Source organism: Streptomyces bathyalis, from assembly GCF_015910445.1.
GTDB lineage: Bacteria > Actinomycetota > Actinomycetes > Streptomycetales > Streptomycetaceae > Streptomyces > Streptomyces bathyalis.
In genome coordinates, this window is sequence record NZ_CP048882.1 from 6,517,426 (window position 1) to 6,540,906 (window position 23,481).

The following is a 23,481-nucleotide window of genomic DNA, read 5'->3' on the forward strand; positions in this document are numbered from 1 at the left end:
CTACGCGGGAGCCGCGAGGAGAGCCGGGATGGCCTCCGAGGTCTCACCTGTGTACGGAGCGCCGTGCTGGGTGAGCCTGGCGACGGGTGACCTGGAGAGCGCCCAGCGCTTCTACGGCGAGGTGCTGGGCTGGTCCTTCCGGCGCGGCAGCCTCGGCGAGGAGTTCAGCGTCGCCTACTCCGAGGACGTGCCGGTCGTGGGCCTGGGCGCCATCGCCCGCACGATGGGCGTGGCCGTGCAGTGGACGCCCTTCTTCGCGGTCCCCGACGCGAACACCACGGCCTCACGCGTGCGTGAGCGGAGCGCCACGGTCGCGGTCGGCCCCATCCGCATGGGCGAGGGACGCACGGCACTGGCGGCCGATCTCGCCGGCGCCACGTTCGGCTTCTGGGAGGGCGCGGTGCTCTCCAGCTGGGACGCGGCGCGGCGCGATCTGCCGGCCCGTCTGGAGCTGCGCACCCGGGACGCCTTCGCCGCCGCCATCTTCTACGCCGAGGTCTTCGACTGGGCCTCCGATGGGGGACGCTGCGAGGTCGACTACCAGTACGAGGCGGTGGTCGTACGGGTCGACGGCCGCGCCGTGGCCACGTTGCGGGGAGGAGCGATCGAGTCGGCACCCGACCCGCACATCCGCCCGCGCTGGCACGTCTCCTTCACGGTGGACGACGTCGACGACGCGGCGAAGACCACCGTCGCTGCCGGCGGCGCCATCGCGACGAGCCCGAGCGACAACCCCTTCGGGCGTTCGGCCGGGCTCGTCGACCCCGAGGGCGGCCTGTTCACCGTGCACTCCCGCGAGAGGTGACCAGCCGCCCCCGGCCGCGGCGCCCGGCCTCGCGCCGGGGGCTGCTCGCGCCTACATCGACTTCATCTTCATGTAGCGCACGATCCCCGGTGCGCTGATCGCGGTCATCGCGGCCACCGCCACCACGGCGGTGCCCACGGCGACGCGTACGGCGACCGCCGGAATGAAGATCCCTTTCCTCATGTCCTTCACCTCCCAACTGCCGGTCTGCTCAGGTCGGCCTGCGGATCGCGCAGCAGTTCGCCGGTGAGCGACTCCAGCATGTCCGCGGCCACGGTCACCGCCGCCCGCACCGGTTCGCTCAGCCCCACCACCACGTCGGGCTCGTCGCCCCGCATCCGCACGGCCGGTTCGCACCCCAGGACGAGCACGCGGGGTAGTTCCTCCGTCCCGTCCGCCAGCTGCCGCGCCAGTGCCAGCACCTGTACGGGGTCCATGCCGTGCGCCTGCGGCACGGCGCGCTCGGCGGCGTCCGGCAGCGCGCCGAGCGGCCCGGGATCGATCACGTGGACCGTGCCCGGCTCCTTGCCGCGGGGCGCCGCGTCGACGAGTACGGCGACGTCGTAGCCGTCCAGCAGCCGGTAGGCCAGGTCCATGCCGCGGATGCCGAAGTCCGCGATGTGCACGCCCTCCGGGAGGGTCCGTCCGCGCATGGCGCCCACGACCTCCGGCCCGAAGGCGTCGTCGGCCATGAACATGTTGCCGATGCCCGCGATGAGGATCCGCGGGCCCGCGGGGGCGTCCTCGACGGGCTCCACCTCTTCCGGGGTGAAGAAGAAGCGGTGGCCCAGGCCGGTGCGGAAGTCCCGTCCGTCGTCGCCGTCCAGCGTCACGACGACGTGGATGCGGCCCTCCAGGTCCTCCTCGACGGCATCGACCTCCGCAGTGCGTCCCGTGAGCGCCAGATCGAGCACGTCCGCGGACTGGCGGGGCCGCAGCCGCACGCGGCTTCCGCGGCCCAGCCGTACGTCCCCGACCTGGACCGTGCGTCCCGAAGCCGTCGTCATCGCTTCTCCAGTACCGGCCGGAAGGCGCGGATCGTGCCGTGCAGTGCTGCCAGCTCCTCGGGTTCCAGGGCGGCACAGCGGTCCAGGATCTCCCTGGCACGCGGATCGGTGGCCCGCGCCTCGTCCTGCTCGCGCGGTGTGAGGCTGAGGACGCTGAGGATGAGCAGCTGGTCGATCTCGCCCCCGTCGAAGAGGTCACCGGGACTCTCCGGCGCGACGGCCGGGTAGTCGTACAGGGTGATGGGCGAGGAGAGCACTTCCGACGAGTAGTGCGGGCTGTGCTGGGCCGCCTGCGGGTCCTCCGACACCAGTACGGGCCACACGCCGACGTTCTCGCAGGCCGCCGCGGCCTCGAGCAGTTCCGCCGGCGGATCGGTCAGCGAGACGAACTCACCGGAGTCGGTGTTGAGCACGGTGTGCGTGGAGACGAAGGCGTACGGCGCCATCGCGTCCCGCGCCCCGCGGGCACCGGCGGTGGGGAGCGGGCACGGTGAGGTGTTCTCGATGTCCACCGTCACGCGCATCACCGTGTCCGTGACGGGCACGGAGGAGAGACGGACGCTTCCGGTCAGCCGCTGCCAGTTCCGTACGAGCGTGCCCGCGACGCTGCCGGACTCGGCGCGCAGCGCCTCGCGGTCCGAACCCGCCGCGATGTCGACCGTGCTGGTGCGCGGGCCGCGACGCGGTGACCACGGCGGGCACACCCAGCGCCGCTCGGTCGCCTCCTGCCACGTCAGATGGCTGTGCCCCTCCACGCGCAGCTCGTCGACGGGGACCGGCCCCGTCGGTGCGTTGCGGTACACCTGACGGTCGATGACCTGCAGAAACCGCACGTGCACCGTGAGCTTCGCGGCCGGGCTCCCGCGCAGCAGCACCTCCGTGCGCATGCGCGACTGTTCACCGATCAGCCCACCGCAGCGCCGCGGGTAGACCCCTCCGAAGGTCCAGCGCTGGGCGTTCTTCAGCGCGCCCCTGCGGTACGGCCACAGCAGGTACCCCTCGTAGAGACAGGCGCGGGCGATCTTCTCTACGGCGTCCAAGCCGTACCTCCTGCGGTGTTCCGTGCGCGGGCGAGCAGGTCGGAGACCGTCTCGTCCCATCCCGTGAGTGCGTGGCGGTCCCGGTGGGCCGTGATTTCGCGATAGGCGCCGGGGGAGAGCGGCAGCCAGCTCGTGCCGCCGTCGTAGCGGCCGGTCACCTCGTGCCAGAGGGCGGCGGGCACCCGGCACGTGGCGTCCTTGGCCCAGGAGATCTGCGCGGTGCGCAGCCGGCCGTCGGGGCCGTCGTGGAAGACGGTCCCGCTGAAGAGGAAGTCCAGCGGGACCTCACCGTCGCGGACTCCGTGGAAGTAGGACGTGACGGCGAGCTCCATGTCCCGGCTGCAGGGCACCGCCAGGTCGGTCTCGGTGCGCTCGTCGAAGGGCGGGACGACGGTGCTGATCCTGGCCCAGGTCAGCGGGCGCATGCTGGTGGCCCACTGCTCCGGCTGACCGAAGATCCTGGCCATGACCAGCCGGTCGACCCCGTCGGAGCCGCGCCGGTCCACCGCGATCCGTACGTCCGCGTTGAGGGATACGGAGCGGACCCTGCCGCCGCCGGCGCGGCTGAGCGCGAGCCGGAAGAGCAGCGTCGGCACGGCCGCGTCCGCCATGGCGCGTGCGCCCGTGACGGCGAAGTCCAGGTCGGGCAGGTCCGTGCGCCGCGCGGTGCCGGCACCGGGCGGCGCTTCGGTCGCGCTCGGGGCGGTGTTCGCCTTCACGCGGGGGAGAGGTTCGGCATGCCGGGCAGAATCGGGTCCTGCGCCTTGGCGTTGACGCCCGTGGACCTGCGCGCCGTGGAGGTGTCGTCGGGCAGGTGTCCCGGCTGGCGCTTGTAGAGGCCCTCGTGGTTGCCCTGACGCACGCCGGGGACGTGCGCCGCCTTGTCGGGCCGTGCGTGCGGCTTGCCGACCTTGATCTCAGCCATGCTGACTCCTCGGTTCGTCTGCTGTGCTCGGCAGCACAGCGGCTCAGCTGGTGCGGGACCGCGGGGACGGCCCGGCCAGTCCCGCGAAGAACGCCTCGATGTGCTCGCGCACCTCGGGGCCGCCGGACAGCCCCCGCCAATGGGTGCGGACGAGAGCCGCGAGCCGGTAGCAGTCGTCGAGCGGGACGATCCAGTGCTCGTCCGCGCCGTCCGAGCGGTGCACCAGCAGCGCCTCCACGTCGTCCGCGAGTTCTGCCAGCTCCGGGTACCCCCGTGCGAGCTCTTCCCAGTCCTCCGGGCCGACGGCCGAACGGGTCACGCCCAGCGGGCTCGGATACCCCACGCCGACCTCGCCGGACGCGCCGTCGCGTACGAAGAAGGCCAGGCCGACGGGCACGCGGAGCCTGGCCCAGAGCATCCCGTCGATACGGAAGCCCTCCAGCGAGGTCCTGCGTTCGGGCAGCAGTTTGTAGTGCCTGCCGCCCGCCGTGCTCTGCCCGAAGAGGAGGGAGCACGGCCCGCAGGTGCACAGCACCGAGCTCTGCTGGACGTCCAGCATGTGCCGGTGCCCCTCCGGCACCGGCTCGGCACACAGGTCGCACCGCTCGTCCTCGGCTGATTCCGCGGCTGCGGGGGTCCCCGAGGTGCCAGTGGCCGGCCGCTCCAGCAGGGCCCGGAGCCGGCCGCCCGGTACGTCGGCCACGCCCGGTGCCGCACCGGTCACCGGTTGCACCGGCGTCGCGGGACCCACGCCGCTCACCGGTTCCCGGCGGGCTGTGCGGCGGTGCCCCGGAAGAGGGAGTCCACCGGGATCAGCGCCGACTCGGGCGCGGCGTCCTCGGTCTCCACCCGGCCGACCTCCGGCGCGGCCCAGGCGACCGTGTCCCGTACCGTCTGCGCCAGCTGCTCCGGCGACGGGGCTCCGCACCCCTGCGGGGCGATCCGCACGCGGACCTCCGCCTCGTCGGCGGCCACCACCGTGACGCCTCGCAGTTCCTCCAGGGCACGGCGGACGCGCTGCCCGGCCGCCTCCGGGTGGAGCCCGTGCACGAGCAGCAGATGGCTCACCAGTTCGTCGTCCGCCATCGCCGATCTCGTCGCGTCGTCGGCGCCGCTCATCACCCGGGCGAGGCACTCGCCGTACATCTCCGCCAGGGCGTGCAGCGCGTCGAGGGCCTGCTCGCGGACGGCGGTGTCGGCGACGGTGTCCAGTCCGGAGAGCAACTTCTCGGTGCGGGCCACGTGTTCACGCGCCTCGCGCTCGTTCCACGTCATTTCCGCGGCCTCACGCGAGGGCGCCGAACGTGGGCGAGTGGGTCTCCCGCACTGTCTGCCCGCCGCCGAGGTACATGTGCACGCCGCAGGGCAGACAGGGGTCGAAGCTGCGGACCGTGCGCATGATGTCGATGCCCTTGAAGTTCTCCTTGCTGTTCTCCTCGAAGATCGGCATGCCCTGCACGGCGTCCTCGTAGGGGCCCGGCGTGCCGTAGTGGTCGCGCGGGCTCGCGTTCCACGGGGTCGGGGGGTAGGGGTGATAGTTGGCGATCTTGCGGTCGCGGATGACGAGGTGGTGGGAGAGCACCCCGCGCACCGCTTCGTGGAAGCCGACGCCGATGGCCTCCTCCGGGACCTTGAAGTCTTCGAAGACCTTCGTGCGTCCTGCGCGCACCTCCGCGAGCGCCTGGTCGACGAAGTGGAGCGCCATGCCCGCGGCGTACGCGACGAAGTACATCCGGGCGCGGTTGCGCTCCAGGGTGTTGGGGAAGCCCGGCGGCTTCCACTCCAGCCGCGTCTCCGGCGACATCGGCGTCTTCGGCAGGTCGATCTGGACGCTGCGCCCGGTGGAGCGCACGTAGGGGGTGTTGACCTTGCCGGCGAGGGAGGTCGCCCACAGCCGCGCGATCGGACCGCCGCCGGTGTCGAGCGCCAGATGGTCGCCCGTGCGCTTGTCGTACCAGCGCGGGCTCATCACCCAGCTGTACTTGCCGCCGTCCAGGTCGCGCTTCTGCGGCTGCGGCAGCGTGGTCTGGTTCCAGGGGTGGCGCCGGTCCACGGGGTTGCCCAGCGGATCCCGGTCGACGTATGTCTCCTCGGAGGTCCAGTCCTCGTAGTAGCTGCTGCCGAGCAGGATGCGCATGCCGAGGTTGATGTCGACGAGGTCGGTGGTGACCAGCTTGTTGTCGACGACGATCCCGGGGGTGACGAACATGGAATTGCCCCAGGTGTTCATCGTCCGGTAGTCGTAGTCGACGACCTCGGGGTCCTGGAAGCTGCCCCAGCACCCGAGCATCGTGCGTCGGCGGCCGACCTCTTCGTAGCCGGGCAGCGCCTCGTAGAAGAAGTCGAAGACGTCGTCGTTCATCGCCACCGCGCGCTTGACGAAGTCCATGCAGCGCATCAGCCGCACCAGGTAGTCGGTGAAGAGCTGCGGCGTCGCCACCGTCCCGACGCCGCCCGGGTAGAGCGTCGACGGGTGGACGTGGCGGCCCTCCATCAGACAGCACATCTCGCGGGTCAGCCGGCTCATGACCAGCGCGTGCTTGTACGTCTCGCCCTCGAACGGGTTGAAGGAGCGCATGATGTCGGCGATGGTGCGGTAGCCGTGGGCCTCGGCGCGGGGGGCGGCGGTCCGCTCGGCGCGCTCCAGCACACCGGGGTTGGTCTCCTTGACCATGCGTTCGCAGTAGTCGACGAAGACCATGTTGTCCTGGAAGATCGTGTGGTCGAACATGAACTCGGCCGCCTCGCCGAGGTTGATGATCCAGTCGGCGAGGGGCGGCGGCTTCACTCCGTACGCCATGTTCTGGGCGTAGACGGAGCACGTGGCGTGGTTGTCGCCGCAGATGCCGCAGATCCGGCTGGTGATGAAGTGCGAGTCCCGCGGGTCCTTGCCCTTCATGAAGACGCTGTAGCCGCGGAAGATGGACGAGGTGCTCCGGCACTCGACCACCTCCTTGCCCGGGAAGTTGATCTTCGTGTAGATGCCGAGGTTGCCGACGATCCGGGTGATGGGATCGAAGGCCACCTCGGTCAGTTCGCGCTCACCTTTGCCGGGGGCCTTGGTGGTCTGCTGGGCGGTCGCCACTTCTCGTTCCTCTCGCAGGTCGCTACACGGATTGGTTGCGGCCGGTCCAGCGGGGCTGGTAGCCGGATGTCAGCGCGGGCTCGTCGTGCCGCCACTTGGGTTCGCGGTTCGCCGACCGGTTGGTGATCGACCGGAGGCTGCGAATGAACGGCCCGTAGAGCCCCATCAGCGACGAGGAGAGCGAGCCGCCGGGCGGCTCGTCCATGAACGGCATGAACTTGTCCGGGAACCCGGGCATGGTGCAGCCGATGCAGATGCCGCCCACGTTGGGGCAGCCGCCGACGCCGTCCATCCAGCCGCGCTTGGTGACGTTGCAGTTGACGACCGGTCCCCAGCAGCCCAGCTTCACCTGGCACTTGGGGGAGTTGTAGTCCTTGGCGAAGTCGCCCTGCTCGTAGTACGAGCCGCGGTCGCATCCCTCGTGGACGGTCTTGCCGAACAGCCAGGTCGGCCGCAGGTTCTCATCGAGCGGAATGGTGGGGGCGAGCCCGGAGGCCATGTGGAGGACCCACAGCAGCGTCTCCATGAAGTTGTCCGGCTGCACGGGGCAGCCCGGGACGTTGACGATCGGCAGACCCGCCTTGGAGCGGTAGTCCCAGCCGAGATAGTCGGCCAGCCCCATGCAGCCGGTCGGATTGCCCGCCATCGCGTGGATGCCGCCGTACGTGGCGCAGGTGCCGATCGCGACGACGGCCCAGGCCTGCGGGGCGAGACGGTCCAGCCAGGTGTTGAGCGTGATCGGCTCCCCGGTGTCCGGGTCGTTGCCCATCGAGGTCCAGTAGCCGTCACCGTTGATGTTCTCGTTCGGGATCGACCCTTCGACGACGAGGATGAACGGGCCCAGCTCGCCGCTAGCTCCCTTGCGGAACGCCGTCAGGAAGTCCTCGCCGGTCTCGTACGCCAGGACCTTGTTGTGCAGATGGACCTTGGGGAGACCGGGGACGGCGCCGAGCACCACGTCCTCCAGGCTGGGCAACGTCGCCGCGGTCACCGAGACCGTGTCGCCGTCGCAGCTCATGCCCTCCGAGGTCCAGAGGATGTGGATCTCGTCGAGCGCCGTCTCCGGTGCCGTCGCTGTCGCTGTCGCCTCGTCGCCCATGGGACCGATCCCTTCGCACCGTCGCCGACCGCTCGTACAGCTCTCAGAGCAATGCCAGTTCAAAAATCTGACATATCGGTAGATATGTCACAACGTAAGCGCGCCGGGGCACGTGAGCCGAACGGCTCACCTTGCCCCCCGGGGGCGGCGTGTCAGGGGAGTGCCCTGCTCGGCCCGGCCTGTAATGAACCGCGAAGCGGAGGGATGAGATGCACGAGATGTCCATCGCCGTGGCGATGGTGGAGCAGGTGACCGAGAGCCCCGCCGCTGACGGGTACGGAACGGTGTCCGCCGTGCGGCTGCGGCTCGGCGAACTGGCAGGTGTGGTGGCCGACTCCCTGCGCTTCTGCTTCTCGCTCGCGTGCGCCGGGACCGTGCTCGACGGCGCCGAACTCCTCATCGATCACGTACCGGGCAGAGCGCGGTGCGGCCCCTGCGGGGCGGAGTGGGCCACCGGAATGCCGCCCCAGCTGTGCTGCCCGCAGTGCGACGGCGGCAGGGCCGAGCTGGTGCAGGGTCGTGAACTGCAGATCGTCGGCCTCCGCCACACCCGCAGCGACACCGCTGACGGCGCCGCCCATCCCGCATCCGTACAGGTCAAGGAGAGCTGAGACGCATGTGCCGAGTCGTCGATCTGCAGCAGGCGGTGCTCGTGAAGAACGACGAGCGCGCCGGCACGCTGCGCACGGAACTGGCCGCCCGCGGAACGACGGTCGTCAATCTCCTCTCCAGCCCCGGCAGCGGCAAGACGGCGCTGCTCGAAGCGGAACTCGCGCTCGCCGCCTCGCGCGGGGTGCCCGTCGCGGCACTGACGGCGGACCTGGCCACCGAGCACGACGCGGAGCGCCTCTCCCGGGCGGGTGTTCCCGTCAAGCAGGTGCTCACCGACGGGCTCTGCCACTTGGAGGCCGACATGCTCCGGGCACAGCTCGATGGCTGGCTGCCCGACGAGACCCGGCTGCTGTTCGTGGAGAACGTGGGCAACCTCGTCTGCCCGGCCTCCTACGACCTGGGGGAGTCGCTGCGCGTCGTCCTCGCGTCGGTGACGGAGGGCGAGGACAAGCCGCTGAAGTACCCCACGGCGTTCGGCCTGGCGCAGCTCGTCGTCGTCACCAAGGACGACATCGCCGAGGCGGTGGGCTTCGACGAGGATGCGTTCAGGGCCAACGTCCGCCAGGTCAACCCGGGTGTCGAGGTGGTGCTGACCTCGGCGCGGCGGGGGACGGGCGTCGGCATGGTGCTGGAACGGGCGCTAGCCGTCGCCGGAGGCGAGCGGGCGCACCGGCCGGTGATGGCGCGCACCGGCTCCGCCTCAGGGGACGTCACCGGGTTCGGGCACACGCACGCACACCCGCATGCGCAGGACCTCGGTCACGAGCACCTGCACGGTCATGGGCACGAAGACCTCCACCTGCACACACCTGTCGCCGGCGTGCCGGCCAGAAGCCACTCGTGAACCCGCAGCACGGCACCGCCACAGCGGCACGCACCGGTACGGAGGGATCTGGCGGCGCCCTCGGGGCGGAGCAGGCCGAGGGGGCGCAGCGCCGCAAGGTCACCGTTCGGGGAGTGGTCCAGGGCGTCGGCTTCCGGCCCTTCGTCTACGCGCTCGCCGGTGAACTCGGGCTCTCGGGGCACGTCGCCAACACCGGGGACGGAGTCGTCGCCGAGGTCGAGGGCGGACCGGACGCGCTCTCCGCCTTCTGCGGCCGCATCAGTTCCGACGCACCGCCGCTGGCCGTCGTCCAGTCGGTGACGCACGAGCCCATGGACCCGGCCGGCGGCCACGGATTCAGCATCGGGAAGTCGCGCGGAAGCGGCGGCACCGTACGCACTCTCGTCGCGCCGGACACCGCGACCTGCGCCGGCTGTCTCGCCGAGATGAGCGATCCGGGCGACCGGCGCTACCGGCACCCCTTCATCACGTGCACGCACTGCGGGCCGCGCTTCACGATCGTCACCGGCCTTCCGTACGACCGTGCCCACACCACGATGGAACGCTTCCCGATGTGCGAGCGGTGCGCCCACGAGTACGGGGACCCCGGCGACCGCCGCTTCCACGCGCAGCCCGTCGCGTGCCACGACTGCGGTCCACGGCTGCGGCTGCACGTGCCGGGGGCGGACGGCGCAGCGAGCGCGGAGAGCGGTGAACCGGTCGCTGCCGCACGGAAGTTGCTCGCCGAGGGCGCCGTCGTGGCGGTCAAGGGCCTCGGGGGCTACCACCTCGCGTGCGACGCGTCCGACGCCGAGGCCGTGCGCCTGCTGCGCCGCCGCAAGGCGCGCGGTGACAAGCCGTTCGCCCTCATGGTCCGTGACCTGGAGGAGGCTGAACGGCTTGTGCATCTCGACGCCGTGGCGCGCGGTCTCCTCAGCGGGGGCCGCCGGCCCATCGTGCTGCTGCGCAGGCGTACGGACGAGCCGGGACGCCCGGACGCACCACGAGTGGCGGACGAAGTGGCGCCGCGCAGCGCCGACTTGGGGATCATGCTGCCGTACACGCCGCTGCACCACCTGCTCCTCGGACTCCCCGGCGACCCGCCCGGACCACGGCTGCTGGTGATGACCAGCGGCAACCTCGGCGGGGAACCCATCGTCACCTCGGATGAGGAGGCGCTCGACCGGCTCGCCCCGCTCGCCGACGCCTGGCTGATGCACGACCGGCCGATCCAAGTGCCCTGCGACGACTCCGTCGTGAGGGTCGTGGCAGGGGAGCAGCTGCCGGTGCGCCGCTCGCGCGGATACGCGCCGTTCCCCGTCAATCTGCCGAGGCCCGTGACCGCCGCGCTCGCTGTGGGCGCCGACCTGAAGAACACCTTCTGCGTCGGCGAGGGCCACCACGCCTGGCTCTCCGCGCACATCGGCGACATGGACGACCTCGCCACACTCACCGCCTTCGACGGCGCGGAGCGGCAGTTGGAGAAGATCACCGGGGTGCGCCCGGCGCTGCTGGCCGCGGACCGGCACCCCGGCTACCGCTCCACCGGCTGGGCCGAGCGCAACGCCGGGGGACGACCGGTGCACCGCGTCCAGCACCACCACGCCCACATCGCGTCCGTCATGGCCGAACACGGACTGGACGGCACGTGTCCCGTCATCGGTGTCGCCTTCGACGGCACCGGATACGGCGACGACGCGACCGTGTGGGGCGGCGAATTCCTCCTTGCCGACTACGACGGATACAGACGGCTGGCGCATCTGAGCTCCGTGCCCATGCCCGGCGGCGAGGCGGCCGTGCGGCGCCCCTACCGGATGGCGCTGGCCCATCTGTACGCGGCCGGCCTGCGCTGGGACGCCGACCTGCCGTGCACGGCCGCCTGCCCGGAGGACGAACTCAAGGCCCTCGCCGTCCAGTTGGAGCGGGGGCTGGGATGCGTGCCGACCTCCAGCATGGGACGGCTCTTCGACGCGGCGGCCTCCCTCGCGGGCGTGTGCCACCACGCCGGATACGAGGCCCAGGCCGCCATGGAACTCGAGGCGGTGGCCGTCGGCCACGAGGACGAACAGGACGGCCGCGAGTGGGCGTTCACGCTCCGCACGACGGCCGCGGAGACCCTCGCCTGCGATCCGTCACCGGTACTCGCGGGGATCATCGCTGACGTACGGGCGGGTGTGCCCTCCGCGGCGACGGCTGCGCGCTTCCACCGGTCGGTCGCGGCGCTGGTCCTGCGCGTCTGCCGTGCGGCCCGCGACCGGCACCGGCTCACGACGGTCGCCCTCAGCGGCGGAGTCTTCGCCAACTCCCTGCTGTCCGCGGCCTGTGCGCGGCTGCTGAGCGAGGACGGTTTCACCGTGCTCCGCCATCGCCTCGTGCCGCCCAACGACGGGGGCCTCGCCCTGGGCCAGTTGATGATCGCGGCACGCACGGATGCGTCCGGGCCGCCGGACGCATCGCGGACGGAGGAGGCACCGGCCGCGGACGGCGCACGAGGCACGATGCCCGGCCACACGGCGGCGGTCCGCTAGCGGGCACACCCCGACCCCCTGCAGAGCCACAGCCCGAAGCCCCACAGAGCAAGGAGAGAGCCATGTGCCTGGCGGTACCCGGCAAGGTGCTGGAGATCAAGGAGCGGGACGGCACCCGCATGGCCACGGTCGATTTCGGCGGGATGGCGAAGGAAGTGTGCTGCGAATACCTGCCGGACCTGCAGCCCGGCGAGTACGCCATCGTCCACGTCGGCTTCGCGCTGCAGCGGCTGGACGAGGAGTCGGCGCGGCAGACGCTCGCGCTGTTCGAGGAACTCGGGTTGCTGGAGGAGGAGTTCGGCGACCCCTGGGAGCTGGCTGCTCAGGAGGCGGCGAAATGAAGTACATCGACGAGTTCCAGGACCCCGAGCTCGCACGCAAGTTGGTGGAGGACATCCACGCGACCGTCACCCGGCCCTGGGCGCTGATGGAGGTCTGCGGCGGCCAGACGCACTCCATCATCCGGCACGGGATCGACCAACTGCTGCCCGACGAGGTCGAGTTGATCCACGGCCCGGGCTGCCCGGTGTGTGTCACGCCGCTGGAGGTCATCGACAAGGCGCTGGAGATCGCCTCCCGGCCCGAGGTGATCTTCTGCAGCTACGGCGACATGCTGCGCGTGCCGGGCACGGGACGTGACCTCTTCCAGGTCCGCGGTGAGGGCGGCGACGTCCGTGTCGTCTATTCGCCGCTGGACGCGCTGCGCATCGCGCAGCAGAACCCCGGACGGGAGGTCGTCTTCTTCGGCATCGGCTTCGAGACGACCGCGCCTCCCAACGCCATGACGGTCCATCAGGCACGCAAGCTGGGCATCCGCAACTTCAGCATGCTCGTCTCGCACGTCCGCGTGCCACCGGCCATCGAGGCGATCATGCAGTCGGAGTCGTGCCGGGTGCAGGGCTTTCTCGCCGCCGGGCACGTGTGCAGCGTCATGGGCACCGGTGAATATCCCGCCCTGGCCGAGCGGTTCCGGGTGCCGATCGTGGTGACGGGCTTCGAGCCGCTCGACGTGCTCGAGGGCGTGCGCCGCACGGTGCGGCAGCTGGAGCGCGGCGAGCACACCGTCGAGAACGCGTACGCGCGCGTGGTGCCGCCGGAGGGCAACCCCGCGGCGAAGGCGATGCTCGCCGACATCTTCGAGGTCACCGACCGCGCCTGGCGGGGCATCGGCGTGATCCCGGACAGCGGCTGGCGACTGGCCGCCCGCCACCGGGAGTTCGACGCCGAACACCGCTTCTCGGTGGCGGACATCGACACCCGCGAACCCGAGGCGTGCCGCGCGGGCGAAGTGCTGCAGGGGCTCCTCAAGCCGCACGAGTGCGAGGCGTTCGGAACCGCGTGCACTCCGCGTACGCCGCTCGGGGCGACGATGGTCTCCAGCGAGGGCGCCTGCGCCGCGTACTACCTGTACCGCCGGCTGGAGACTTCGGGCACGGGCGCGAAGCAGCCCGCGCAGGCGACCGCGCCGGCCGCCGTCAACGCCCCCCGCACCCCGGACGGAACGAGCACCGCACCCGCATCCGCACCGCTGGAGGGAAGCCCCGTTGTCTGAGACCACCGGCCTCGCCGAACCGAACACCCAGGCCGACGCACCGGACTTCTCCGGCTGGACGTGCCCCGCGCCGCTGCGCGACCAGCCGCGCGTGGTCATGGGCCACGGCGGCGGCGGAGCTCTTTCCTCCGAACTCGTCCAGCACATCTTCGCGCCTGCCTTCGGCGGGGACCTGCTCGCTGGGCTCGCCGACTCGGCGGCCCTCACGCTCGGGGGAACGCGACTGGCCTTCTCCACCGACTCCTTCGTCGTACGGCCGCTGTTCTTCCCCGGCGGCAGCATCGGCGACCTCGCTGTCAACGGCACCGTCAACGACCTGGCGATGAGCGGGGCACGGGCCGCGTACCTCTCCTGCGGTTTCATCCTGGAGGAAGGGGTCGAGGTGCCGCTCGTCTCGCGGGTCGCCGAGGCGCTGGGAGCCGCGGCCCGCGCCGCCGGCGTCGAGGTCGCGACCGGCGACACCAAGGTGGTCGAGGCCGGACGCGGCGACGGCATCTACCTCAACACCGCGGGTATCGGACTCATCCCCGAGGGCGTGGACATCCGCCCGCAGCGCGCCGTGCCGGGTGACGTCGTCATCGTCAGCGGAGCGATCGGCGTGCACGGCGTCGCCGTGATGAGCGTGCGCGACGGCCTGGAGTTCGGCGTGGAGGTCGAGAGCGACTGCGCCGCACTCGGCGGTCTCGTCGAGGCGATGCTCGCCGTCACGCCCGATCTCCACGTGCTGCGCGACCCCACGCGCGGCGGCCTCGCGGCGGCGCTCAACGAGATCGCCGTCGCAGCGACCGTCGGTGTAGTCCTGCGGGAGAAGGCGGTGCCGGTGCCCCCGCCGGTGGCCAACGCGTGCGCCGTGCTCGGACTCGACCCGATGTACGTGGCGAACGAGGGCAAGCTCGTCGCGTTCGTCCCCCGCGCGCACGCGGACGCGGTGCTGGCGGCCATGCGGGAGCACCCGCTGGGTGCGGAGGCGGCGATCATCGGGGAGTGTGTCGAGACGCACCCCGGGATGGTCGTCGCCCGTACGGGACTGGGCGGCACCCGCGTGGTGGACCTGCCCGTGGGGGAGCAGCTGCCGCGCATCTGCTGACACCACCTCAGCCGGCGGTGCGCATCGGAGCGGTGTGCATCGTGGTGCGCACCGGAGCGGAGGGCCGGGGGCAGGACGTCACGTGGAGCGCAGGCCGTGTTCGGCCAGCGGACCCACCGTCAGTCCCTCGGCCCTGCACCGCATCACCAGGTGCGGCAGCGCATCCAGAGCCGAGTGCCACGCGTGCGGGGCGCAGGCGTGGTCGGAGTCGTGCAGAAGTACGGTCGCCCCGCCGCACATCCGCTTCGCCAGCTCCGCGAGGACGCTGTCCGCATCGGCCTTCGCCGTCCAGTCGCGACCCCACGCCGTCCACAGCACCGGGCGCAGTCCCACGCGTCGCGCCGCCGCCAGCCGGCTGGTGGTGAGGACGCCGTAGGGCGGGCGGTACCAGAGTGGCCGCGAACCGGCCGCGCGGTGCACCGAATTCGTGGCGCGCGCCAGGTCACGCACGTCGCCGCGTGGCCGCGGATGCCAGAACCTCTCGTGCTGCCAGCCGTGCACGGCCAGTTCGTGGCCCTCCGCCACGATGCGCCGCCCCAACTGCGAGTACCGCTCCAGCCGGCTGCCGAGGACGAAGAAGGTGGCCCGGGCCGAGAGCCGCGACAGCTCCTCCAGGAAGTACGGCGTGCTGAGCGGATCGGGACCGTCGTCGAAGGTGAGCGCAACGTGGCCCGGGTCGCCGCGGCCGTCCAGAGCCGGACTGACCGCTCTGCGCACGCCCGGCAGCCAGCTCGCGGCCGGTCCCAGATGCCAGGCCGCGGCGGTCAGCGCGGTCGCGCCCGCCCACACGGCTGTGTCCCGGGCGGTCCGGGCGGTCCGGACGGCAGGGAAGGGCCGGGTGCTCCGTTGGCCACGGCTCGAAGCGACTGCGCTCACCACACTTCTCCCTTGTGGTCGCCCGAGACCTCAGGAGTCCTCGCCAGCTGGAAGCTGCCGAGGCCCACCAGCGCCAGCGCCGCCAGCTCAGGGAAGACGAGCACCCCGAGCCGCAGGTGCTCCTCGAAGAGCACCGCACCGAGCACGAGACTCATCAGCGAGTCCCCCAGTGTCAGCGCGGGCTGGGACGCGACCAGCGTTCCCGCGCGCAGCGTCATCTGGAGTAGCAGGAAGCTCGCCAGCCCGATCACGGCGACGCCGTAGGTCTGCCATGCCGTCAGCAGCGCCACCAGGCCGTCGGACAGCCGGGCGACCGCGTCCTTCATCAGCGCCGCGGTGCTGGAGAATCCGAAGGCCGTGGCCGTACCGAGAACCGTCGCGCGGGGCGAGGACGGCAGCCGCGTGGCGAGCAGGAGCAGCAGCAGGACCAGGGCCAGCAGCACCGCTCCCGTCGCCACCCACCGCCCCACCGGCACCCGTGTCGTACCCGTGGAGGGGTCGATGAGGACGAGGAAGACGCCCAGCCCCGTCACCATCGACAGGAACGCCCACCAGGCGCGCTTGTCCGGCCGGCGGTGGAAGAAGAAGCTGCCCACGACCAGCGTGAAGAGCAGTTCCGTCGCCATCACCGGCTGCACCACCGCCAGCGGGCCCGTGGCCAGAGCGCCCGCCTGGAAGATTCCGGAGAAGACGAGCATCCCCGTGCCCCACATCCACACGGGCCGGTGAAGGAGGTGCGTGAGCCAGGAGAAGCGCCTGCCGCTGGAGGTGATCCGCTCCGTCGCCGCGGCACGCCGCTGCAGTACGGACGCCGCCGCGTTGGCCAGGGCAGCCAGCAGCGCGAGGAAGACACTTACCGCCGTGAGCAACACGTCGCATTGACTCCTAGCCGAAGCGCTGGGCGAGGGAGCGGAAGACACCGGGCGCGGCGCCGTGCAGCCGGGCAGGCATGCCGAGCCAGCCGGGGACGTACGCGTCGGGCCTTCCGTGTACCAGCGCCCTGCGCACGGCGTCCGCCACCTGTGCGGGCGGCACCGGCCGGGGCCTCGTCCGGTGGTAAGGGGCACCGCGGCGCCCGAAGAAGGGGGTGTCCACTGCTCCCGGCAGCACGATGGAGACGCGTACACCGGTCGAGGAGAGCTCGTATCGCAGGCTGTCGGCGAACGCGATCAGGCCGCCCTTCGTCGCTGCGTACACCGCTTCGTCCCGTACGCCGACGGTGCCGGCCATGGAGCCGATGAGGACGATGCGGCCCCTGCGGCGGGCGACCATGCCGGGCAGCAGCAGCCGTACCAGGTGCATGACGGCGGAGAGATTGACCGACAGCAGCCGGTCGATGGATTCCACGGGCTGCGCGGTGAACGGCCCTGCCCAGCCGATTCCCGCCGCGGCGACCAGCGCGTCGACCCGGCCGCCGTGCGCCAGTGCCTCGCGGGCCAGGCGTGCGCGCGACTGCGGATCGGTGACGTCGGCGGCCAGAGCCGTGCCCCGGGTGCGTACCGCGACGTCGCCCAGCCGCTCCTCGTCACGCCCGTTCAGCAGCAGGCGCCAGCTGCCCTCCGCCGCGAGCTTCTCGGCGACCGCCGTGCCGATGCCCGACGAGGCACCGGTGATGAGCGCCACCGGCCGCTGCGTGCCGCGCGTCACGAGCTGGCCAGAACCCTCGAACATGACACCCTCCGGGTGATCAGGAGCAGGACTCCCAGAATGCTGGCTATCTGCCGCAGCCGCCTGTGGGGCCTTGATCGCACGGCAGCCCGAATCACCCGATCGGGCCCGGTTCGCCTCAGCCGTAACGCGGCACCCAAGAGGTCCGTACGGGCGACGGACCGCGCGTCCGGAGCCGATCACCGGACCTGGGGGAGCGCTGTGCGGCAACGGTTTCTGCTCCTGAGCGCCAGCATGGGCGCGGGCCACGACGCGGTCGCCGGCGAGATCGCCGAGCGTCTGCGGGCACGTGGCCACTCGGCCCGCATCCAGGATGTGCTGGCACTGCTCCCCTCGGGGGTAGGGCCCGCGCTCCGCTCGGGCTACCGGGGGTCGGTCCGTCACGTTCCGCAGCTCTACGCGTGGATCTACGCCGCGTTCCTCGCGCCGGTCGGACGGGGCGGGGCGTCGGTGCCGAGGCCGGGCAGCGCGCCTCTGGCGGCGCTCGCGGAGCGGCCGCTGATGAACGTCGTCGAGGGCTGGCAGCCCGATGCGGTGATTTCCACCTTCCATCTGTCGGCCCAGGTGACGGGGCGGCTGCGCCGACGTGGAGCTCTGCGCGTTCCCAGCGTGGTGACGGTCGTCGACTTCGCCGTGCACCGCGGATGGCTCCATCCGGGCAACGACGTGTACCTGTGCGTCACCGAGTCCGCGGCGCGCACCGCGGCGGCCGTCACGGGCAGCCCGGCGGAGGCGACCGGCCCGGTTGTACCCGAACGGTTCGGCGGAGGGAGCGGCGTCCGGGGCAGAGGGGTGGATTCCCCGTACTGGCGGGGCGAGTTCGAACGGCTCGCTCACGGCAGGCCGGTGGTCCTGCTCTCCGCGGGAGCCTGGGGTGTCGGGTCCGGACTGACGGAGACGGCAAGGGAGTTGGCGGCCCGCGGATTCTTCCCCGTGCTGCTGTGCGGACGGGACGAGAAGCTGCGCCGGCGAGCGGCGACGCTGCCCGGGGCACTCGCGCTGGGCTGGGTCGAGGACATGGCCGGGCTGATGGCCTCCGCGGACGCGCTCGTCGACAACGCGGCGGGGCAGACCGCCGCTCAGGCGCTCGCCGCCGGGGTCCCGGTGATCGGATACCGGCCGCTCCCCGGGCACGGCGCCGAGGGCATACGGGAGATGGCCGAGGCCGGTCTGACCGAATTGACCACCGGACATGAGGAGTTGGCGGCCGCGCTGGAGAGCGTCGTCCGGCCGGGCGCGGCGCGTGAGAGGCGCATATACCGTGGCCGTGAACTCTTCCGTGCGGACGCCGCGCAGCGGATCACGGACCTCACCCTGGCAGGGGTGCGGGCGGCCTGACGTCCGGAACTCCGGCCTGCTGACCGCCGGGGCTCCCGGCGGACCGCCACCGTTCCGGATCCGGCCGTCCGCACACCGTGTCCCGTACTGCGTTCTGCCCGTTTTGTCCGACCGTGGACGGGAACCTGGAGCCGATGAGCGAACACGAGCGATCCCGTACCGTGGCGGCGCCCCCGGAGGACGTATTCGCGCAGGCCGGCGACCTCGGCCAGATCGACGCGTGGCTTCCCCGGGACCTGCACGTGCGCCGCGAGGACCCGCCGGCCGTCACCGTGCACGACGACAGCACCGGCAGGGACGCCCCCGCACTGCTGAAGGCCAGGCCGGACCAGCTCCGCCTGGAGTGGAGCACACGGGACGGCGGAAGCTACGCGGGCTGGCTCCAGGTGGAGGGCATCGACGGGGGCGCCAGCTCGGTCACCGTCCACCTGTCCTTCCTGGACGAGGGGCATGCGCCCCCGGACAACGAGGTGACCGTCGCGCTCGACGAGAGCCTGGACCGGCTCGCCGAGCAGGTACGGGTGCGGGCCGACAGGTCGGGACGGTAGGGGAGCCCCCGAACGGGCGGGCGTCAGCTCGCCGTCCGTCACGGCCGCAGGGTGGTCGCGACGGGCCGTCAGCCCGCCGCGGCGCCGCTCTCGTCGGCGATCAACGCGACCCATCCGTAAGGCAGTTCCTCGCCGTCGACGGTGATCGCCTCGACGGTGCGGGTCCGGGGGTCGACGTCGGCCTCCACGCCTTCGCCCGCGTAGCGCGGATAGCCGCTCTCACCGATGGCCCCCGTCGCGTGCACCGTGATCACCCGCAGCACGGGGCCGTGGTCCGGGTGGCCTTCGAGGTCGGCGGTCTGCGGCTGGAGGAGGATGTCGTAGCTGGCTTCACCAGGGCGCATGTCTTCGACGATAGGCGCGTGTGCGGCCGGGCGCCTCCCGCGGGGCGGGAGCGCGGGACCAGTCGGGACGAGGTCGTGGCCGCCGCGCGGGCAGCCGGTGGTCGAGGGCTTCAGACGACGCCGTCGGCCCGCAGCGCCTCGACGGCGTCGGCGGAGTGGCCGAGCTCGCCGAGGATGTCCGCGGTGTGCTCGCCGGGCGCGGGGACCGGATCCATGCGGGCGCTCGTACCGGCGATGTCGACCGGCGGGAGCAGGGCACGCACCGATGCGCCGGGGACGCCCACGTCGCGCCAGCGGTCGCGGCCGCTGAGCACCGGGTGTGCGAGGAACTCGGCGACCGAGTTGACGCCAGCGCAGGCGACACCGATCCGGTCGAGGGTGCCGATGATGTCCTCGGACCCGGACCGGGCGAAGCGTTCGGCGACGACGGCGTTGAGTTCCGCCCTGTGCTGCACGCGGGCGGAGGACGTGGCGAAGCGAGGGTCGTCCGTCAGGGCAGGGTCCTCGAGGAACTCCGCGCACAGGGCGGCCCATTCGCGCTCGTTCTGGATGGAGAAGAGCACCTCCTTGCCGTCGGCCGCGGTGTAGGCGCCGTACGGGGCGATGGTGGGGTGCTGCGTGCCCAGACGCGGCGGCTGCGTTCCCGCGTGGGCGGTGTAATAGGCGGGCTGGCCCATCCACTCGGCCAGAGCCTCGAACAGGGAGACCTCGACGGGGCGGGCCACGCCGGTGGTCGCCCGGGTGAACAGGGCCGTCAGGACCCCGCTGTAGGCGTACATGCCCGCAGCGATGTCCGCGACGGAGACCCCTGCCCTCGCCGACTCGTCGTCGGTGCCGGTGAGCGAGACGAGACCGGTCTGGCACTGCACGAGAAGGTCGTACGCCTTCCGGTCCGACCACGGGCCGCTCGTGCCGTACCCGGAGATGGTGCAGGGGATCAGACGCGGGTGCGCGGCGGTGACCTCCTCGGGGGAGAGGCCCAGCCTCGCCGCGGCCCCCGGTGCGAGATTGCTGACGAACACATCGGCCTGGCCGAGGAGTTGACCCAGCACGGCACGCCCGCGCTCGTCCTTCACATCCAGGCTCAGGGACTCCTTGGAGCGGTTGAGCCAGACGAAATAGCTGGAGTGCCCGTGCACCGTCGTGTCGTAGCGCCGGGCGAAGTCACCGCCGCCGGGGCGCTCGATCTTGATAACGCGGGCGCCGAGGTCGGCGAGCTGACGGGTGGCGAACGGGGCTGCCACGGCCTGTTCGAGGCTGACGACGGTGATGCCGTCCAGCGGCCGGACGTCGGTCATGGACGCTCTCCGTTCGTCTCCGCGTGCTCCGTCGGACCCTCGTCAAGCCCGGGGTACCGGGACGATTTGTACGGCCAATTCGCTCGGGATGTCAATGCCGCTGTGAACTGCTAGAACTCTTCCCGGCCTTGACCAAAGGGCCGCCCACTCCACAGAATTCCCCTGTTTTGTACGTACCGGGACAGCGCACGGTGCGCCCTCGGGCGGGAGCGTGAGAGCGAGGGGATACCCGTGTCCGAGTCCGGCTCCGGCGGCTCCGGCGGATCAGGCGGATCCGAAGGCCGCGGCGGCGCAGACGTCCTCAGGGAGGTCGCCGATACGTGGCGGCCCGGTCCCGAACACAGCGCCGACGCCCTCGACCCGGGGCCGTCCGCCGCGCTGTCGGCGGTGCTCGGTCTGCCGGCGCCCGCCGCCGAGGCCGGACAGCCGCTTCCCCCGCTGTGGCAGTGGCTGCACTTCCTGCGCTGGCCACCCCAGCACCGCCTCGGCGCCGACGGGCACCCGCGCGACGGGCACTTTCTGCCGCCGCTGCCCCAACGGCGGCGGATGTTCGCCGGCGGACGCCTCGAGGTGCGCGCACCGCTCACGCTGGGCCGGCCCGCCGAACTGACCAGCTCCGTCACCGGCGTTGAGGTCAAGGAGGGACGCAGCGGCGCGCTGCTGTTCGTGACCGTACGCGGCGAGTACCGGCAGGAAGGCACGCTGTGCCTGACGGAGGAACAGGACCTGGTCTACCGGAGCGGCGGGGGAGCCCCCGTCCCCGAGGGCCTCGTTCCTGACACGGAGACGGCGCCGGAGGCGGGTGCGCCCTGGCAGTCGCCGTGGAGCACCGACCCCACCCTGCTCTTCCGCTTCAGCGCCCTCACCGCCAACGCCCACCGCATCCACTACGACGCCCCCTACACCACGGGCACCGAGGGGTATCCGGGGCTGGTCGTGCACGGGCCGCTGCTGGTCCTGTCGATGCTGGAGCTCGTCAGGCGCGAGGCACCGGACCGTACGGTGCGCACCCTGTCGTACAGGCTCCGCAAGCCGGTCTTCTGCGGTGAACGGCTGCTGACGTGCGGCGAGGACGAGAAGCCGCACTCCGGGAACAACGTCGGCGGCGGCAACGTGCGTCTGTGGGTGGCCAGTTGCCGCGAGGACGCGCACGCCACCGCGGAGGTGACCCTCGCGTGACGGGCAGCGGCAACGGCACCGGAACGGGTTCCGGCAGAGCTGCGGGCGCCGCCGCCTCCGCGACACCGGGGGTCCCGGGCCGCGCCCGCACCGCCTACCGCGGACTCGCCGACGATCTGCGCGCGGGGCTCCTCTCACGCAGCTACCCGGAGGGCACGCGGCTGCCCACGGAGGCGGAGCTGGCCCGCACGTACCGGGTCAGCCGGCAGACCGTTCGCCGTGCCTTCCAGGACCTCGTCGCCGAAGGGCTGGTGCACCGCGTGCCCGGTCGCGGAACGTTCGCGGCGCCACGCGGCGGCCCCTATCTGCGCCAGTTCGGTTCGGTGGACGACCTGATGAGCCTTGCCGTCGATACGACCATGCGGCTGTCGGCGCCGCTCCGCCGTCAGGTCGACGTCGACGCAGCGGGCAGGCTGGGCCTGGAGAGCGACGTCGTGCACACCGCGGGCTTCCTGCGGCTCCACGAGGACGTTCCGTTCTGCCACACCGCCGTATGGTTGCCGCCCCACGTCGCCGGGGCGGTGCAGTCCGTGCCCGAACTCACCGACGAGGGAAGCGTCAGCACCGTCACCGTCATCGGACTGCTGGACGAGCGGCTGCCCGCGCCCATCACGGACGCGGAACAGAGCATCACGGTGGCGGCCGCGCCGGAGCAGGTGGCGGCGGAGCTGCGCTGCGAGCCGCACCATCCCGTGCTGAGGATCGACCGGCTGTACGCAACGGCCACGGGCGAGCGCGTCGAGCTGGCGGTGAGTCACTTCCTGCCGGAGCAGTACTCCTACAGGGTGCGGCTGCGACGCGGGCCGCTCTGACGCGGGGCCGTACGACGGCCGACGGCCGACGGGCCGGGGCCGAGGGCGTGGCCGGGGCTCAGGGCGTGGGCACCCCTGCCGGCCGCGCCGGGCGCGAGAAGCGCACGGGCACACCCGGCGAATACAGCACGCTCAACGGGTCGCCCCGGGGCGCAGGCAGACCGGCCGTCGTGACCAAGTCCTCGTCGCACTCGGTCAGTTCGGCGCGGTGCAGCGGCCAGCGCGGGTGGTCGTTGGGCAGGTACACGGCCCTGTCGAAGAAGGTGTAGTGCATGCCCCAGCGGGCCGTCAGAAAGTGCTCGAGCTCCGTGGGCTCCTCGACCGGCTCACCGGTCCTTATGGTCATCCGGCAGCGCGCGCCCCGCGGTCCGGGCCAGCGGCGCCTGCTGGCGTAGGTGATGCTCCTGCCCTGCCGCCGCACCGACATCCGCGCCCACCGGTAGGGCATGCGGAACGCGGTCAGCGCGACCGTCACCGGTATCAGCCGCGAGGCGTCGAGGGAGCGGAAGACCACGCCTCGCCGCCCGTGTTCGTCCACCGAGTACAGGCGGACATTCGTCTCGGGAAAGCTGCCCAGATACGGGATGCCCGGCAGCCGGAACCAGCCCACACGGTGCATGCGGAAGGCGACGAGGCCGATGTAGGTCCTGCCGTGCAGCACGTCCGGGACGGTGCCCGGCGGCAGCAGCGGCGCCACGTCCGAGGGGTCCGCCGCCCAGTGCACGAAGGCCAGGTCGAGCCAGGACTGCGTGAGCAGCGGCCGCGACGTGGAGCCTGGCGGCTCGGGCGTGACGGGCTGGGGTTCCCGGGCTGTGTGGGGCACCGGGTCAGCATCGCAGACCACTGGCGGCGCGT

At 71.9% G+C, this 23,481-nt stretch carries 26 protein-coding genes; 11 read left to right on the forward strand and 15 right to left on the reverse strand.

All coding sequences use genetic code 11. The annotated features are described in order from the left end of the window. Positions 1-28: 28 nt before the first annotated feature. The gene (locus tag G4Z16_RS28295; protein ID WP_197353432.1) at positions 29-805 is read left to right on the forward strand and encodes a VOC family protein; all 777 of its coding nucleotides are present in this window, start codon (positions 29-31) and stop codon (positions 803-805) included. 51 nt (positions 806-856) lie between these two features. On the opposite strand, the gene G4Z16_RS33020 is transcribed toward G4Z16_RS28295, so the two are convergent. The 9 genes from G4Z16_RS33020 to G4Z16_RS28335 form a co-directional block, all read right to left on the reverse strand. Beyond that, positions 857-988, reverse strand: a complete 132-nt coding sequence (locus tag G4Z16_RS33020) for a hypothetical protein (RefSeq protein WP_281393731.1) — start codon at positions 986-988, stop codon at positions 857-859. A 5-nt stretch (positions 989-993) separates the two neighbouring features. Next, positions 994-1,812 carry a hydrogenase maturation protease gene (locus tag G4Z16_RS33140; RefSeq protein ID WP_197353433.1) on the reverse strand — a complete coding sequence of 273 codons (819 nt, stop codon included), beginning with the start codon at positions 1,810-1,812 and terminating at the stop codon, positions 994-996. Beyond that, positions 1,809-2,852 (reverse strand): hypothetical protein, encoded by a 1,044-nt coding sequence (locus tag G4Z16_RS28305; RefSeq protein WP_197353434.1) that lies wholly within the window; start codon positions 2,850-2,852, stop codon positions 1,809-1,811. Before G4Z16_RS28305 ends, G4Z16_RS33140 begins: the two co-directional genes overlap by 4 nt. Next, entirely contained in the window at positions 2,840-3,571 is a 732-nt protein-coding gene (locus G4Z16_RS28310; protein WP_197353435.1) for a DUF6084 family protein, read from the reverse strand. Before G4Z16_RS28310 ends, G4Z16_RS28305 begins: the two co-directional genes overlap by 13 nt. Then, the gene (locus G4Z16_RS28315) at positions 3,568-3,777 is read right to left on the reverse strand and encodes a hypothetical protein (protein ID WP_197353436.1); all 210 of its coding nucleotides are present in this window, start codon (positions 3,775-3,777) and stop codon (positions 3,568-3,570) included. The genes G4Z16_RS28310 and G4Z16_RS28315 overlap by 4 nt, the downstream gene beginning before the upstream one ends. Before the next feature lie 43 nt (positions 3,778-3,820). Continuing rightward, entirely contained in the window at positions 3,821-4,501 is a 681-nt protein-coding gene (locus G4Z16_RS28320; protein WP_246531111.1) for a DUF5947 family protein, read from the reverse strand. A gap of 32 nt (positions 4,502-4,533) precedes the next feature. After that, positions 4,534-5,052, reverse strand: a complete 519-nt coding sequence (locus G4Z16_RS28325) for a NifU family protein (RefSeq protein WP_197353437.1) — start codon at positions 5,050-5,052, stop codon at positions 4,534-4,536. Between the two features lie 10 nt (positions 5,053-5,062). Beyond that, entirely contained in the window at positions 5,063-6,811 is a 1,749-nt protein-coding gene (locus tag G4Z16_RS28330; RefSeq protein WP_425508186.1) for a nickel-dependent hydrogenase large subunit, read from the reverse strand. Positions 6,812-6,884: 73 nt separating this feature from the next. Continuing rightward, a complete protein-coding gene (locus G4Z16_RS28335; RefSeq protein ID WP_197353439.1) occupies positions 6,885-7,961 on the reverse strand; it encodes an NADH-quinone oxidoreductase subunit B family protein in 1,077 nt (358 codons plus the stop codon). Positions 7,962-8,170: 209 nt separating this feature from the next. On the opposite strand from G4Z16_RS28335, the gene G4Z16_RS28340 reads away from it, so the two are divergent. From G4Z16_RS28340 to hypE, 6 genes are all read left to right on the forward strand, one after another. After that, positions 8,171-8,572, forward strand: coding sequence for a hydrogenase maturation nickel metallochaperone HypA/HybF (locus G4Z16_RS28340; RefSeq protein WP_197353440.1), 402 nt, complete (start codon positions 8,171-8,173; stop codon positions 8,570-8,572). A gap of 5 nt (positions 8,573-8,577) precedes the next feature. Continuing rightward, positions 8,578-9,417: a hydrogenase nickel incorporation protein HypB gene (gene hypB / locus G4Z16_RS28345; protein WP_197353441.1), complete on the forward strand. Its 840-nt coding sequence runs from the start codon at positions 8,578-8,580 to the stop codon at positions 9,415-9,417. A gap of 113 nt (positions 9,418-9,530) precedes the next feature. After that, positions 9,531-11,924 carry a carbamoyltransferase HypF gene (gene hypF, locus G4Z16_RS28350; RefSeq protein WP_246531386.1) on the forward strand — a complete coding sequence of 798 codons (2,394 nt, stop codon included), beginning with the start codon at positions 9,531-9,533 and terminating at the stop codon, positions 11,922-11,924. A 62-nt stretch (positions 11,925-11,986) separates the two neighbouring features. Continuing rightward, positions 11,987-12,265: a HypC/HybG/HupF family hydrogenase formation chaperone gene (locus G4Z16_RS28355; protein WP_197353443.1), complete on the forward strand. Its 279-nt coding sequence runs from the start codon at positions 11,987-11,989 to the stop codon at positions 12,263-12,265. After that, complete coding sequence (gene hypD / locus G4Z16_RS28360; protein ID WP_197353444.1) at positions 12,262-13,476, forward strand: hydrogenase formation protein HypD; 1,215 nt, start codon at positions 12,262-12,264, stop codon at positions 13,474-13,476. Before G4Z16_RS28355 ends, hypD begins: the two co-directional genes overlap by 4 nt. Continuing rightward, complete coding sequence (gene hypE, locus G4Z16_RS28365; protein WP_281393733.1) at positions 13,469-14,563, forward strand: hydrogenase expression/formation protein HypE; 1,095 nt, start codon at positions 13,469-13,471, stop codon at positions 14,561-14,563. Before hypD ends, hypE begins: the two co-directional genes overlap by 8 nt. Before the next feature lie 78 nt (positions 14,564-14,641). Here the strand turns inward: hypE and G4Z16_RS28370 are convergent, their stop codons facing one another. The 3 genes from G4Z16_RS28370 to G4Z16_RS28380 all read right to left on the reverse strand — a co-directional run bounded on the left by G4Z16_RS28370 (position 14,642) and on the right by G4Z16_RS28380 (position 17,110). Next, positions 14,642-15,331, reverse strand: coding sequence for a polysaccharide deacetylase family protein (locus G4Z16_RS28370; RefSeq protein ID WP_197354982.1), 690 nt, complete (start codon positions 15,329-15,331; stop codon positions 14,642-14,644). A gap of 104 nt (positions 15,332-15,435) precedes the next feature. Beyond that, positions 15,436-16,311 carry a DMT family transporter gene (locus G4Z16_RS28375; RefSeq protein ID WP_197353445.1) on the reverse strand — a complete coding sequence of 292 codons (876 nt, stop codon included), beginning with the start codon at positions 16,309-16,311 and terminating at the stop codon, positions 15,436-15,438. Between the two features lie 13 nt (positions 16,312-16,324). Further along, a complete protein-coding gene (locus tag G4Z16_RS28380) occupies positions 16,325-17,110 on the reverse strand; it encodes an SDR family NAD(P)-dependent oxidoreductase (protein ID WP_197353446.1) in 786 nt (261 codons plus the stop codon). 231 nt (positions 17,111-17,341) lie between these two features. Here G4Z16_RS28380 and G4Z16_RS28385 point away from each other — a divergent pair, with 231 nt between their 5' ends. Further along, positions 17,342-18,445 carry an MGDG synthase family glycosyltransferase gene (locus tag G4Z16_RS28385; RefSeq protein WP_197354983.1) on the forward strand — a complete coding sequence of 368 codons (1,104 nt, stop codon included), beginning with the start codon at positions 17,342-17,344 and terminating at the stop codon, positions 18,443-18,445. A gap of 134 nt (positions 18,446-18,579) precedes the next feature. After that, positions 18,580-18,993, forward strand: coding sequence for an SRPBCC family protein (locus tag G4Z16_RS28390; protein WP_197353447.1), 414 nt, complete (start codon positions 18,580-18,582; stop codon positions 18,991-18,993). 68 nt (positions 18,994-19,061) lie between these two features. Here the strand turns inward: G4Z16_RS28390 and G4Z16_RS28395 are convergent, their stop codons facing one another. Beyond that, on the reverse strand, positions 19,062-19,337 hold the full coding sequence (locus tag G4Z16_RS28395) for a hypothetical protein (protein ID WP_197353448.1): 276 nt from the start codon (positions 19,335-19,337) through the stop codon (positions 19,062-19,064). 110 nt (positions 19,338-19,447) lie between these two features. Further along, positions 19,448-20,635 (reverse strand): CaiB/BaiF CoA transferase family protein, encoded by a 1,188-nt coding sequence (locus G4Z16_RS28400; RefSeq protein WP_197353449.1) that lies wholly within the window; start codon positions 20,633-20,635, stop codon positions 19,448-19,450. Between the two features lie 231 nt (positions 20,636-20,866). Here G4Z16_RS28400 and G4Z16_RS28405 point away from each other — a divergent pair, with 231 nt between their 5' ends. Together G4Z16_RS28405 and G4Z16_RS28410 are read left to right on the forward strand one after the other, a co-directional pair. After that, complete coding sequence (locus G4Z16_RS28405) at positions 20,867-21,814, forward strand: HTD2 family dehydratase (protein WP_246531113.1); 948 nt, start codon at positions 20,867-20,869, stop codon at positions 21,812-21,814. Next, positions 21,811-22,626: a GntR family transcriptional regulator gene (locus G4Z16_RS28410; protein ID WP_197353450.1), complete on the forward strand. Its 816-nt coding sequence runs from the start codon at positions 21,811-21,813 to the stop codon at positions 22,624-22,626. The genes G4Z16_RS28405 and G4Z16_RS28410 overlap by 4 nt, the downstream gene beginning before the upstream one ends. 58 nt (positions 22,627-22,684) lie before the next feature. On the opposite strand, the gene G4Z16_RS28415 is transcribed toward G4Z16_RS28410, so the two are convergent. Further along, complete coding sequence (locus G4Z16_RS28415; protein WP_197353451.1) at positions 22,685-23,449, reverse strand: YqjF family protein; 765 nt, start codon at positions 23,447-23,449, stop codon at positions 22,685-22,687. Between the last annotated feature and the right edge of the window lie 32 nt (positions 23,450-23,481).